The organism is Mycobacterium sp., from assembly GCF_029961025.1.
Lineage (GTDB): Bacteria > Actinomycetota > Actinomycetes > Mycobacteriales > Mycobacteriaceae > Mycobacterium.
On record NZ_JASBVP010000005.1, the window covers coordinates 264,611 to 277,706 of the forward strand.

The window sequence follows — 13,096 nt, forward strand, 5'->3', positions numbered from 1 at the left end:
GTTAGCCCGTAGCGGCGTGGCCGACCCGCAGGAGCTCGTCGATGGTCGGCAGCTTGACGCGGGGCCGCCCGTGCGGTTCACCGGCGGCGCGTTCGAAGCGGTCGATGGCCAGCCAGTGCGCCCCGGTGATGAGCTTCGGCTGCCGCGAGGCCAGCCAGTTGGCGAGCTCCTCGGCGTGATCCTCGGGGAAATCCGCGAGCTTCGCCGTCCCGGAGTCGCGGGCAGCGGCCAGGTCGGCAAGCAGCGTGTCGACGGTGTCTTGGGAGTCTTTCTTGTTGGTACCGATGACACCGGTCGGGCCGCGCTTTATCCAGCCCACGACGTACTCGTTGCGGCTGCCCACGACCCGGCCGTCGGTGTTGGGGATGGTCGCGCTTTTGTCGTCGAACGGCAGCCCCGGTATGGGTACGCCGCGGTAGCCGACCGAGCGCACCACCAACTGCACGGGCAGCTCCTCGCGGGCACCGGTGTCGCGGGCCACCACCCGCCCGCTGCTGTCGGTGACCAACTCGTTGCGGCCCAGCACAATTCGCTCTACTTTGCCATTCCCTTTGATCTCGACGGGCGACGTCAAGAAGCGGAACACGATGCGCCGATGCCCCGGGCGGGGCTCATGGGTCGCGTACTCGCGGAGCACCTTGATGTTCTGTTTGGCGGTTTTGCCCACCGCAGCCGCGTCCTCGTCGCTGATCCCCTCCAGCTGCGCGGGATCGACAATCACGTCGACACCCTCCAGGTCGGCCAGCTCGCGCAGCTCCAGCGTCGTGAACGCGGTCTGCAGCGGCCCGCGCCGGCCGATGATCAGCACCTCCTGGATACCGCGGGGGCGCAGCGACGCCAGCGCGTGATCGGCGATATCGGTAACCGCGAGCACGTCGGGATCGGTGACCAAAATGCGCGCCACATCGAGTGCGACGTTGCCGTTGCCGACAACGACGGCCCGTCCCCCCGACAGGTCGGGCGACATCTGGCGGAAGTGGGGGTGCGCGTTGTACCAGCCGACGAAATCCACCGCCGCGATACTTCCCGGCAGGTCCTCGCCGGGAATGTTCAGCGCGCGGTCGGTTTGCGCCCCGACGGCATAGATCACCGCGTGATAGCGTTCGGCGAGTTCGGCAGGCCGGATGTGTTCGCCCACCACGATGTTGCCAAAAAAGCGGAATCGGGGATCTTCGGCGGTCTTCTCGAATTGCTTGCTGATCGACTTGATCTTGGGGTGATCGGGCGCCACCCCGGAACGCACCAGTCCCCACGGCGTGGGCAGCATCTCCAGCATGTCGACGGCGACGTCGAATTGGTCGGCGGCATCGGCGGCCTTCAGCAGTGACGCGGCGGCAAAAAATCCCGCCGGACCCGAGCCGACGATCGCGATGTAGTAACGACGCATGTTGGAGCTTTCTGTGTGTCTCGCGGTGTGTCTCGGTCAAACCGCACTGGCGGTGGGCCGGTGTTGCAGCCGGACAACGCGCCTGCTGGCCTCAGCCGATGCTACCGGTGACGGTGAAGCGGCGGGTTGGGGACCGCGGTTCCCGAACGCCCGGTCGTTCGCGTGCGGGGCGCGTCTGCGCCGGGGAACGCCGGTAACGTGGAAACTGTGGAACCCGATCGCCAGGCCGACATCGCGGCCCTCGATTCCACCCTGACCACGGTGGAAAAAGTGCTCGACGTCGAGGGCTTGCGCAGCCGCATCGAGAGGCTTGAGCAGGAAGCATCCGACCCGAAGCTGTGGGACGACCCGGCCCGCGCACAGCGGGTCACCAGCGAGCTGTCGCACAGCCAGGGTGAGCTGCGCCGGGTGCAGCAACTGCGCCGTCGTCTGGAGGACCTGCCGGTGCTCTATGAGCTGGCGGCCGAAGAGGGCGGCGCCGAAACCCTCGCCGAAGCCGACGCCGAGCTCAAGGCGCTGCGCGCCGACATCGAAGCCCTGGAGGTCCGTACCCTGCTCTCGGGCGAATACGACGAGCGTGAAGCCCTGGTCACGATTCGTTCCGGGGCGGGCGGCGTGGATGCCGCCGACTGGGCCGAGATGCTGATGCGGATGTATCTCCGCTGGGCCGAGCAGCATCACTACCCCGTCGAGGTGTTCGACACCTCTTACGCCGAGGAAGCCGGGATCAAAAGCGCGACCTTCGTGGTGCATGCCCCGTTCGCCTACGGAACCTTGTCGGTCGAGCAGGGCACCCACCGGTTGGTCCGCATCAGCCCGTTCGACAACCAGAGCCGTCGTCAGACGTCGTTTGCCGAGGTCGAGGTGCTGCCGGTGGTGGAGACCACCGATCACATCGACATCCCGGAAGGCGATGTCCGCGTTGATGTCTACCGCTCTAGCGGGCCCGGCGGCCAGTCGGTGAACACCACCGACTCGGCGGTCCGGCTCACTCACCTCCCGACCGGCATCGTCGTTACCTGCCAAAACGAGAAGTCGCAGCTGCAAAATAAGCAGTCCGCTATGCGGGTGCTGCAGGCAAAGTTGCTGGAACGCAAGCGGTTAGAGGAGCGCGCCGAACTGGACGCGTTGAAGGGTGAAGGTGGCAGCTCCTGGGGTAACCAGATGCGCTCCTACGTTTTGCACCCCTATCAGATGGTCAAGGATCTGCGCACCGATTACGAGGTGAGCAACCCGGCGGCGGTGTTAGACGGGGATATCGACGGCTTCCTGGAAGCGGGCATCCGGTGGCGCAACAGGCGACATGACAACTAACACAATTGCTTTCGCCATCGATAAGGCTGCTGTGGTTCATGCGGCCCCACCCTGGCAGGATGTCTGGCGCGACGACGTCCGCGACTGGATACTCACCAAAGGTCTGCACATCCTGTTGCTGCTGATCGGGGCGGTGCTGGCGGGCCGGTTCGTCAATTGGGCGGCTCAAAGGATCACCCAGCGACTTGATGTGGGTTTCTCCGAGGGTGATGCGTTGGTGCGTTCGGAAGCCACCAAGCACCGTCAGGCGGTGGCGGCGGTGATCTCCTGGGTGTCGATCGTCCTCATCGCGGTGGCGGTCGTCGTCGAGATCACCGATGTGCTGCACATTTCGGTGCACGGGCTGGTCGCCCCGGCCACTGTGCTGGGTGCCGCGCTGGGCTTCGGGGCTCAGCAGCTGGTCAAGGATCTGCTCGCCGGGTTTTTCATCATCGCCGAAAAGCAGTACGGCTTCGGGGATTTGGTCGAGCTCACCATCATGGGATCGCCGACCGATGCGGTCGGTACCGTCGAGAATGTCACGTTGCGGGTGACCAAGCTGCGCTCCGCAGACGGTGCGGTGTTTACCGTCCCCAACGGCCAGATCGTCAAAGCGGTCAACCTATCCAAGGATTGGGCGCGTGCCGTCGTCGACGTGCCGGTGCCCACCAGCGCCGACCTCAACCGGGTCAACGAGGCCCTGCACGAGGTGTGCGAGCACGCGCGTGAGGACGAGGTTTTGGGGGAGTTGTTGCTGGATGCGCCCACCCTGATGGGGGTGGAGAGCATCGAAGTCGACACCGTGAACCTGCGGCTGGTGGCCCGTACGCTTCCCGGAAAACAGTTTGAGGTGGGCCGCCAGCTGCGGGTGCTGGTGGTTCGTAACCTGGCCCGCGTCGGTGTCGTGACCGCCCCCGATGCGTCGGCGAGCGCAATCGCGCCTGCGGCGACGGCCGGGAGCACCCCGGACGAAACGCAGGGCCGGGTGCCGCCCCGATGAGGTCAGCGTCGGCGGGGGAACCGCCGTTCACATCGCATGCCAACGGGAGACGCGGCGAGCAGAGACGGGGCTGGCCGGGCTATCTGTTCGGCGGTCATGTCCGCACCTCTACGGTGATGTTGATCCTGGCGTTCCTGGCGGTGTGGTGGGTCTATGACGCCTACCGTCCGGAGACCTCTCCGAAGTCGCCGGCTCCGCCCGCCGTGCCCCCGGGCTACGTGCCCGATCCCAACTACACCTGGGTGCCGCGCAGCCGACTGCAGCAGCCGCCCGCTACCGTTACGGTCACCGAGACCGCCAGCGCCACACCGGTCACGACGCCCCCGACAACGGCCGCTACCTCGCCGCCGCTTTTTCCGCCGCAGGTTGTGCCGCCGCCCTCCGGCCCGACGGCCCCGGTGACGACGTCCCCGGCGCCGGGCGCGACACCGTTCGTGCCGGCGCCCGCGGGGAGTTAAGCGCGCCGGTTGAGCTGCGCGGTTACACTGGCGAGCCGTGATGATCACCCTCGACCACGTCAGCAAGCAGTACAAACGCTCGGCGCGTCCGGCGCTGGATGACGTCAGCGTCAAGATCGACAAGGGTGAGTTCGTCTTTTTGATCGGCCCCACCGGGTCGGGCAAGTCGACGGTCATGCGGCTGCTGCTGGCCGAGGAGTCGCCCACCCGTGGCGACATCCGGGTCTCGAAGTTTCACGTCAACACGCTGCCCGGCCGCCACGTCCCGAAACTGCGCCAGGTGATCGGCTGCGTGTTCCAGGATTTCCGGCTGCTTCAGCAAAAGACGGTGTTCGAAAACGTCGCGTTCGCATTGGAGGTCATCGGCAAGCGTCACGAAGTGATCAACCGCGTGGTGCCCGAGGTGCTGGAGATGGTCGGCCTGTCCGGCAAGGCCAACCGGCTGCCCAGTGAGCTGTCGGGGGGGGAGCAGCAACGGGTGGCGATCGCCCGGGCGTTCGTCAACCGGCCGCTGGTCCTGCTGGCCGACGAGCCCACCGGCAACCTCGACCCGGAGACCAGCAAGGACATCATGGATTTGCTGGAGCGGATCAACCGCACCGGGACGACGGTGCTGATGGCAACGCACGACCACCACATCGTCGACTCGATGCGCCAACGCGTCATCGAACTGTCGTTGGGCAAGATGGTGCGCGACGAACAGCGCGGCGTGTACGGGATGGACCGCTAGGTGCGCTTCGGCTTCCTGCTCAACGAGGTCCTGACCGGCCTTCGTCGCAACGTCACCATGACGGTCGCGATGGTCCTGACGACCGCCATCTCGATCGGCTTGTTCGGCGGCGGCCTGCTGGTCGTGCGGTTGGCCGACAACTCCCGCCACATCTACCTCGACCGGGTCGAGACCCAGGTTTTCCTCAACGACGACATCTCCGCCAACGACCCCACCTGCAGCGCCAACCCGTGCAAGGCGCTGCGGGAGAAGATCGAGGCGCGCACCGACGTCAAATCGGTGCGCTACCTCAACCGTGAAGACGCCTACGAGGATGCCATCCGAAAGTTCCCGCAGTACAAAGACGTGGCGGGCAAGGAGTCCTTCCCGGCATCGTTTATCGTCAAGCTGGAAAACCCTGAGCAACACAAGGAATTCGATGCCGCCATGCGAGGCCAGCCCGGGGTGTTGTCGGTGCTCAACCAGAAGGACCTCATCGACCGGCTGTTCGCCGTGCTGGACGGATTGAGCAACGCCGCATTCGCCATCGCATTGGTGCAAGCGATCGGAGCGATCTTGTTGATCGCCAACATGGTTCAAGTTGCGGCGTATACCCGCCGCACCGAGGTTGGCATCATGCGATTGGTCGGTGCCAGCCGCTGGTACACCCAGCTGCCCTTTCTGGTCGAGGCGATGGTGGCCGCGACCGTCGGCGTCGTCATCGCCGTCGTCGGCCTGATCCTGATGCGGGCCTTGTTCCTCGAGAATGCGCTCAGCCAGTTCTATCAAGCCAACCTCATCGCCCGGATCGACTACGCCGACGTCCTCTACATTTCCCCGGTACTGCTCTTGGTGGGGGTGGCGATGGCCGGGGCCACCGCGTACGCCACCCTGCGCGTGTATGTGCGGCGGTAGCGGTGGCCAAAAAGTCCAGCGGCGCCCGAGTGCGGGATCGGCAGATCATCGCCACCAATCGCAAAGCCCGGCATAATTTTTCGATCGTTGAGGTTTTCGAGGCAGGGGTGGCGCTGGTCGGTACCGAGGTGAAGAGCCTGCGGGAGGGACATGCGTCTCTGGCGGACGCGTTTGCCACCGTCGACGGCGGCGAAGTGTGGTTGCGCAACATGTACATCCCGGAGTATCAGCACGGCAGCTGGACCAACCACGATCCGCGCCGCAACCGCAAGCTGTTGCTGCACCGCCGCCAGATCGACCACCTGGTCGGCAAGATCCGGGATGGTAACCTCGCGCTGGTGCCGTTGTCGGTGTATTTCTCCGAAGGGAAAGTCAAGGTGGAACTTGCACTGGCACGCGGTAAGCGGGCGTATGACAAACGCCAGGACATGGCCCGCCGCGACGCCCAGCGGGAAGTGCTTCGGGCGATGGGACGACGCGCAAGGGGGATGAGCTGATCGGCGCCGCGTACGCCCAGCTGTCGGCGGTCACCTTCGGTGTGGGCGATTTCGTCGGTGGCATGGCCGCGCGCCGAGCGGCCGTGTTGCGGGTGATGGTGGTCTCCTACCCCCTCGTCACGGTGCTGCTGGGTGCGGTGGCGCTCAGTGCCGGGGGGCCGGTGCATCCCGGTGCGGTGCTGTGGGGTTCGCTGTACGGCATCAGCCAGGCGTTCGGGGCGTGGTGGTTCAACCAGGCCATGGCGGCCGGGCCGATCTCGGTGGTCTCACCGCTGGCGGCGATTCTCAACGCTGCCGTGCCGGTAGTCGCGGGAGTGGCGCTGGGGGAGCGGCCGGGTGGCATGGCCTCCGCAGGGGTGGTGCTGGCCATGGCCGCGGTGCTGCTGGTCGGCCGGGAGGCCCCCGACGACGAGGACATCCGGACCCACCGATTCACCCCCAAGGTGGCCTGGCTGACGGCGGCCTCGGGGATAGCCTTCGGGCTGGACTTCGTGCTACTTCACCAGGCACCGGCGGAATGCCGGCTGTGGCCGTTGTTTTTCGCTCGGGCGATCGCCACCGTGCTGGTAGTGGCCATGGCGGGGATCAGCGGTGACTTGCAGTTGCCGCCCCCGACGGCGCTGCGGCTGGCGGTGACCGCGGCGGTGCTGGATACCTGCGCCAATATCACCATGCTGCTGGCGTTGCAGGAATGGCTGCTGTCGCTGGCCAGCGTCTTGATTTCGCTGTATCCGGCGACAACCGTCGTGCTGGCCATCATTGTGCTGCGCGAGCGGGTGACCCGCTGGCAGGCGGCCGGCATGTTGCTGGCCGCGGTGTCGGTGGCAATGATCGCCGCGCGCTGACGGTTTAGGATCGGCGCGTGGCTGCCCAGATCGCCCGGCTCGACAAGCCTGCGGTGCTGTCCGGGCTGTTCGCCGTCTGGGACGCCATCGACCGGCTGCTGGAGGGGCTCCCGGAGACCGGCTGGCGGGTTCCGACGCCGCTACCCGGATGGACGGTGCACGCGGTGGTGGCGCATCTGATCGGCACCGAGTTGACCCTGTTGGGGAACGCCGTTCCGGTCGTCGACATCGACGTGACGGCGCTGCCCCACGTCCGCAACGAGATGGGCGCGCTCAACGAGCGCTGGGTGCGCCACTTCAGCGCTGAATCGGGCGCCCACCTGCGTGAGCGGTTCCGTGCGGTGACCGATGACCGGCGCCGGCACCTGATCGCGATGCCCGACGAGGACTGGAACGCGCCGGCGCAGACCCCCGCGGGTGTCGACAGCTACGGGCGGTTGATGCGGATCCGGGCGTTCGACTGCTGGATGCACGAGCACGACATCCGCGACGCGGTGGGCGCGCCGGCGTCCGAGGACGATCTGCACGGGCCGGGAGCCCAGCTTGCCCTCGACGAGATCACGGCCAGCATGGGCTACGTCGTCGGCAAGCTTGGCAACGCGCCGGACGGCTCCCGGGTGGTTTTCGAGCTGACCGGCCCGCTCGCGCGCAGGATTCACGTCGCCGTCGACGGCCGCGGCCGGCTGGTCGACGATTTCGGCGGACAAAATCCGTCGGTGACGATCCGCCTCGACGGGCTGTTATTCACCCGGCTTGTCGGCGGGCGGGCGTCCGGCTTCGAGGGCGTGGAGCTCGGCGGCGACACAGCGGTGGCCGCTCGCATCGTCGAGCACCTGAACTACGTGATCTGACCGGCGTAGGCCGGTGCGTGGTGGGCCGCACACCGGCACCGGACGGCTGGGCGGTAGGCTGCGACGACTCCATCGGGCAGCGGTGGCGCGGATGATACTGCGGCGATTCGGCGTTGGAATTGACCGCTGTGGTAGGCGTAATCTGTGATTGTCCCGCCGAAGGTCGGCGGGGATGCTCGAAGACACGGGGCTGAACGGTTTCGACTTCGCGCATCGAATCAAGGGAAGCGTGCCGGTGCAGGCAAGAGACCACCGTAAGCGTCGTTGCGAACAAATAAGCGCCGATTCACATCAGCGCGACTACGCCCTCGCTGCCTAAGCGACGGCTAGTCTGTCAGGCCGGGAGCGCCCTCGACCCGGATCCTGGCATCAGCTAGAGGGATCAACCGATGGGTTCGGTCGCGGGACTCATCGGGACACCGACAGCGACTGGGATCGTCATCCCGGCAAGTTCGCGTGACCGGGAGATCCGAGTAAAGGCATAGCGAACTGCGCACGGAGAAGCCTTGAGGGAATGCCGTAGGACCCGGGTTCGATTCCCGGCAGCTCCACCACGAAAGCGCTGTGCAGGGCGTTAACGGTACCGGGCCCAGGCCCTGGTACGGCAGCCCGCGTCGGGACGACCCTCAAGACCCGGTGCGTCTGCACCGGTCGGGGCCGACACGTGAGTTGTCCTGCAGGGACCTGTGCTCCGGGTCGCGGCGATTTTGGGGGGCGCCACGCGGACCGGCTGGGATTACGCTCGACGAGGCACCTGAAAAAAGCACACCTGAAAAGCACACCTGAAAAAGCACAAGGAAAGGGTGCGTGATGTTCGCAGCGTTCGGCTTCGAGGCCCTGGGTGTGGTGATCGCAGACATGTATTTCGTTGACCCGGCGCCGCTTGCCGGCCAGGAAACCCCGGAACGCGGGGTCAGGCTGGAACTCCGCCTGGTCGACCGGGCCGAGCCGCGGGGATCGATCTATGCCGGCGTCCCGATCGCCTTCGCCCGCCCGGTGTGGCGGGTGGATCTTTTCGGATCCACCGAAAGCCCGTCCGGCACGCTGGACCGGGCCCATCACCACCCCCGTTTCGACGGGTGGGAACCCGGCCCCCGACACTTCGTCGCCGAACTGTCGGCCGACCCGCTGTCCTGGCTGGCCGGTCAGCTGGCCGACCCGGCGGCCGTGCTGGCCCGAGCGGGCGTCGCCGCCGACGAGATCACCCCGGCCGATAAGAGCGGACTGGCCGCGGCGGCCCCGGAGATCATCGCCACGGTGAAACGGATGCTCGACGGTGTGCGGAACGGGCAACTGGCCCCGGCCCCCGCCGAGCCGGTTGCCGCCGCCCGCGTCGGCTGGCTCTGATGTTCACCGGCCGGGCTTTTGCTCAACCTGGGTGACGCGCGGGATCCCGACGCAACCACACCGCGGCTCAACGGTAGCGCCGAGTGCATCAGCCCGTCGCCGCATCGGCGTTACAGTGATCGCATGGGTGTCAAGAGCCGGATCCGAGTGGCCCGGGTGTATGACGAGCCCGGACCTGAGGACGGTCAACGGGTTCTGGTGGATCGGGTGTGGCCGCGGGGATTCCGCAAGGACGACCCGCGGGTAGGAGCCTGGCTGAAGGACGTGGCGCCGTCGGCGGAGCTGCGCAAATGGTACGACCACCGGCCCGAGCGTTTCGACGAGTTCGCCGCGCGGTACGAGAAAGAGTTGCAGGGCAACGCGGCGCTGCAGGAGCTGCGCGAGCTGACCAAGCACGGCACCGTGACGCTGGTGACCGCCACCCGCGACCTTGACGGTAGCCAGGCGGCGGTGCTGGCGAAGGTGCTGAAAGGTCGCTGAAAAGCCGAACCTGGGCAGGGTCGCCCCGGCGACAGGCCCGTTTGCCAGCACTCGCGGCCGCCGGCCCGCCGGCGGTGGGCAGAATTGGTGCCATGGTGGCCCACCCGCGTGCCGGACAGCCGGCCCAGCCCGCGGACCTCGTTGACCTGCCGCATCTGGTGACCTCGTACTACACCGTCGAACCCGACCCCGAAAACGTCGCCCAACAGGTGGCGTTCGGCACCTCGGGGCATCGCGGCTCGGCGCTCGACGGGGCCTTCAACGAGGCCCACATCCTGGCGATCACCCAGGCCATCGTCGAGTACCGGGCCGCTCAGCGAACGACCGGGCCGCTGTTCATCGGCCGTGACACCCATGGCCTCTCGGAACCGGCCTGGGTGTCGGCGCTGGAGGTGCTGGCGGCCAACGACGTCGTGGCGGTTATCGACTCGGCCGACCGGTACACCCCCACGCCGGCAATCAGCCACGCCATCCTCAGGCATAATCGCGGCCGCAGCCAGGCGCTTGCCGACGGGATTGTGGTGACTCCCTCGCATAACCCGCCCCGCGACGGCGGTTTCAAGTACAACCCGCCGCACGGCGGCCCCGCAGAAACCGGTGTCACCACGGCGATCGCCGAGCGCGCGAACGACATTCTGCGCGGCGGACTCACGGGGGTGAAGCGGGTGCCGTGGGCCCGCGCGCGGCGTGCCGCACAGCGTTATGACTACCTGCGCGCCTACGTCGATGACCTGCCGACCGTCATCGATATCGAGGCGATCCGCCGGGCCGGGGTGCGCATCGGCGCCGACCCGCTCGGCGGAGCCAGCGTCGACTACTGGGGCGCGATCGCCGAGCGGCACAACCTGAACCTGACCGTGGTCAATCCGCTGGTCGACGCGACCTGGCGGTTCATGACGCTGGACAGCGACGGCAAAATCCGGATGGACTGCAGTTCGCCGGACGCGATGGCGTCGCTGATCGCCAACCGTGACCGTTACCAGATCGCCTGCGGCAACGACGCCGACGCCGACCGCCACGGCATCGTCACCCCGGACGCCGGGCTGCTGAATCCCAACCACTACCTGGCCGTGGCCATCGACTACCTCTGCACCCACCGGCCGTCCTGGCCGACGGGCATCGCCGTTGGCAAGACCGCCGTCAGCTCCTCGATCATCGATCGGGTGGTCGCCGGCCTCGGTCGCAGGCTGGTGGAGGTACCGGTCGGGTTCAAATGGTTCGTCGACGGATTACTTGGTGGCACAATCGGTTTCGGTGGTGAGGAGTCCGCTGGCGCATCGTTTTTGCGCCGCGACGGATCGGTATGGACCACCGATAAGGACGGCGTCATCATGGCGCTGCTGGCCGCGGAGATCCTCGCCGTCACCGGCGCCACCCCGTCGCAGCGGTATGCGGAGCTGACCGCCAAATACGGAGCACCGGCCTACGCCCGCATCGACGCCCCCGCCGATCGGGAGCAGAAAGCGCGGCTGGCCCGGCTGTCGGCCGATCAGGTGAGCGCCACCGAGCTCGCGGGCGAGCCAATCACGGCAATGCTGACCACCGCGCCGGGCAACGGCGCACCGCTGGGCGGCCTCAAGGTGACGACGGCCAACGCCTGGTTTGCCGCGCGACCCTCGGGCACCGAGGATGTCTATAAGATCTACGCCGAATCGTTTCGGGGCGGTGAGCACCTGGCCGAGGTGCAAAGGGCGGCACAGGAGGTAGTCGACAAGGTCATCGGGTGACGGTGCACCGCGGCGGCCACGACCGGCAGCTTTGAAGGCTCGTTGACGGTGGTGTAGCTTCGATTGGCACCACTTGGGGGCTATGGCGCAGCTGGTAGCGCACCACACTGGCAGTGTGGGGGTCACGGGTTCGAGTCCCGTTAGCTCCACCGAGGGGAACCGCAACCGTGCGCCGCGGTGGTCCGCATTAGCTAGCCCTGCATTAGCCCTGGCCCGGCAGGGCGGGCAGATCATCGTGAATGCCCTGCAGATCACGCTGAATGGCCTGCAGGTCAGAATGCAGGTCGGAAAGGGCATTCTGAAACGCCTGCTGCGTGGTGGCGTCCGGGCCCGCCGGTTGGTACTGCGGACAGTACGAGACGACGGCACCGGCAGCGAATTCGGCGCTTTGGTCGGCGTCCCATATCGTTGAGTTCTGCACGAAGCGGACGGCCTCGGTGAACTCGGGCTGGTGCGCAAGGAAGTCGCAGACCGCGCGCCCGTGGAGCATTACGTATTCGTGGCTGGGAACTGGCACGCCCTGCTGTGTCAACGCGTCGATGAACGCCCTGTCGACGATGGTAAGCGGAGCGGCGGGGGTTTTCGGTGCGGCAGCGGGCGTGGTTGGCGGTGCGGCAGCGCGCGGACCCTGAGGCACCGGCTGGGGCCGCGCGTCCGACGGGGTGCCCGGCGTCGGCGCCACCGCCGGATGCGGGTTGTGGGTCACGAACACCACCACCAGCACGGTGGCGGCGGCCGCGAGGGAGAGCGGTAGCGCCGCGAGAAACCCGAAGCGGCGCAACACCGGCTTACGCCCGGCGGGCGTGATGGCGCGGGTTTTGCCGCGCTGCGACCGGGCGCTGGCGACCGGCGCGTTTCCCCACGGTTCGCCCGCCCCGGTTTCGGGCACCTCCGGACGGTGCCCTAAGCGCTCATCGAGCAGTTCGTCAACCTGACGAATCGACGGCGTGCCGCCGTGCTCGCGGATTGAGCGACGCAGCGCTGCCAGTCGGCGCAATTCGGCGTCGATCGTCTCCCGATCGCGCATGTATTAAGCGTAAAGCAGTGCGTCACTTTTTGTTAGCCGTTGGGTGGGCTTAGCCTGCGGAGCAGTTCCTCCGTAAGCCCGGCGGCACCGGGTGCGCTCGCGATCGCAACCAGAGCCATCCACAGAGGCGGCGCTAAGCGCGCCTAGGCAGGGCCGATGGCGGGTCGTCACCTCGGGCGGTTTCCGAAGAATCCGACGCCCACGAGCGGGCCGATCAAGCAGAAGTTGAAGACGCCGGCTGCCAGCGGGACGATCCCGACGATGCCGATGACGATCCCGGCGGTGCCTTTGACGACAAGCAGGCCGAGCAGGATCAATGCCAGCCCGGCCACGATCCGCAGCAGCCGCCCGGCCATACTGCGCATGAATTCGACAAACCGCATGATCGCTCCTATCCGTGGCGAGTTGGTGTGGCCCGTGGCCAGTTGGTGTGGGCAACCGTTTGTTGGTTAGACGAGTCGGGGCCACGATCGTGGACAGCTTCATCGTGCCGCGAAAAGCATGTCTTGGGTCCTGTTCGGCGCGGGCGGTTGTATGCTGCTGCGGATCGAGTCGCGAGC

14 protein-coding genes, 1 tRNA gene and 1 other RNA gene are annotated in these 13,096 nt (G+C 67.0%); 13 read left to right on the plus strand and 3 right to left on the minus strand.

The annotated features are described in order from the left end of the window. Position 1: 1 nt before the first annotated feature. Positions 2–1,387 (minus strand): FAD-dependent oxidoreductase, encoded by a 1,386-nt coding sequence (locus QJR12_RS07715; RefSeq protein WP_300580334.1) that lies wholly within the window; start codon positions 1,385–1,387, stop codon positions 2–4. A gap of 207 nt (positions 1,388–1,594) precedes the next feature. Between QJR12_RS07715 and prfB the strand changes: the two genes are divergently transcribed. The 13 genes from prfB (at position 1,595) to QJR12_RS07780 (ending at position 11,658) form a co-directional block, all read left to right on the plus strand. Then, a complete protein-coding gene (prfB, locus tag QJR12_RS07720; protein WP_300580336.1) occupies positions 1,595–2,701 on the plus strand; it encodes a peptide chain release factor 2 in 1,107 nt (368 codons plus the stop codon). A 31-nt stretch (positions 2,702–2,732) separates the two neighbouring features. After that, complete coding sequence (locus tag QJR12_RS07725; protein ID WP_300580500.1) at positions 2,733–3,680, plus strand: mechanosensitive ion channel family protein; 948 nt, start codon at positions 2,733–2,735, stop codon at positions 3,678–3,680. Further along, the gene (locus QJR12_RS07730; protein ID WP_300580338.1) at positions 3,677–4,138 is read left to right on the plus strand and encodes a hypothetical protein; all 462 of its coding nucleotides are present in this window, start codon (positions 3,677–3,679) and stop codon (positions 4,136–4,138) included. Before QJR12_RS07725 ends, QJR12_RS07730 begins: the two co-directional genes overlap by 4 nt. A 40-nt stretch (positions 4,139–4,178) precedes the next feature. Then, positions 4,179–4,868, plus strand: coding sequence for a cell division ATP-binding protein FtsE (ftsE, locus tag QJR12_RS07735; RefSeq protein ID WP_300580503.1), 690 nt, complete (start codon positions 4,179–4,181; stop codon positions 4,866–4,868). Continuing rightward, positions 4,869–5,762, plus strand: coding sequence for a permease-like cell division protein FtsX (gene ftsX / locus QJR12_RS07740; protein ID WP_300580340.1), 894 nt, complete (start codon positions 4,869–4,871; stop codon positions 5,760–5,762). It abuts the gene before it with no gap. 29 nt (positions 5,763–5,791) lie between these two features. Continuing rightward, complete coding sequence (gene smpB, locus QJR12_RS07745) at positions 5,792–6,259, plus strand: SsrA-binding protein SmpB (RefSeq protein WP_300580506.1); 468 nt, start codon at positions 5,792–5,794, stop codon at positions 6,257–6,259. Next, entirely contained in the window at positions 6,256–7,104 is an 849-nt protein-coding gene (locus QJR12_RS07750) for a DMT family transporter (RefSeq protein ID WP_366526298.1), read from the plus strand. Before smpB ends, QJR12_RS07750 begins: the two co-directional genes overlap by 4 nt. 17 nt (positions 7,105–7,121) lie before the next feature. After that, complete coding sequence (locus QJR12_RS07755) at positions 7,122–7,955, plus strand: maleylpyruvate isomerase family mycothiol-dependent enzyme (RefSeq protein ID WP_300580346.1); 834 nt, start codon at positions 7,122–7,124, stop codon at positions 7,953–7,955. 186 nt (positions 7,956–8,141) lie between these two features. Further along, positions 8,142–8,509, plus strand: a transfer-messenger RNA (tmRNA) gene (ssrA, locus tag QJR12_RS07760). 256 nt (positions 8,510–8,765) lie between these two features. After that, positions 8,766–9,302, plus strand: a complete 537-nt coding sequence (locus QJR12_RS07765; RefSeq protein WP_300580509.1) for a hypothetical protein — start codon at positions 8,766–8,768, stop codon at positions 9,300–9,302. Between the two features lie 123 nt (positions 9,303–9,425). Then, positions 9,426–9,782 (plus strand): DUF488 family protein, encoded by a 357-nt coding sequence (locus QJR12_RS07770; RefSeq protein WP_300580349.1) that lies wholly within the window; start codon positions 9,426–9,428, stop codon positions 9,780–9,782. 92 nt (positions 9,783–9,874) lie between these two features. Then, positions 9,875–11,509, plus strand: coding sequence for a phosphoglucomutase (alpha-D-glucose-1,6-bisphosphate-dependent) (gene pgm, locus QJR12_RS07775; RefSeq protein ID WP_300580351.1), 1,635 nt, complete (start codon positions 9,875–9,877; stop codon positions 11,507–11,509). A 76-nt stretch (positions 11,510–11,585) separates the two neighbouring features. Beyond that, positions 11,586–11,658: transfer RNA gene (locus QJR12_RS07780), tRNA-Ala, on the plus strand. Between the two features lie 53 nt (positions 11,659–11,711). On the opposite strand, the gene QJR12_RS07785 is transcribed toward QJR12_RS07780, so the two are convergent. Next, the gene (locus QJR12_RS07785; protein WP_300580354.1) at positions 11,712–12,536 is read right to left on the minus strand and encodes a DUF732 domain-containing protein; all 825 of its coding nucleotides are present in this window, start codon (positions 12,534–12,536) and stop codon (positions 11,712–11,714) included. A 167-nt stretch (positions 12,537–12,703) separates the two neighbouring features. Next, positions 12,704–12,919 (minus strand): YgaP-like transmembrane domain, encoded by a 216-nt coding sequence (locus QJR12_RS07790; protein WP_300580357.1) that lies wholly within the window; start codon positions 12,917–12,919, stop codon positions 12,704–12,706. Positions 12,920–13,096 lie beyond the last annotated feature (177 nt).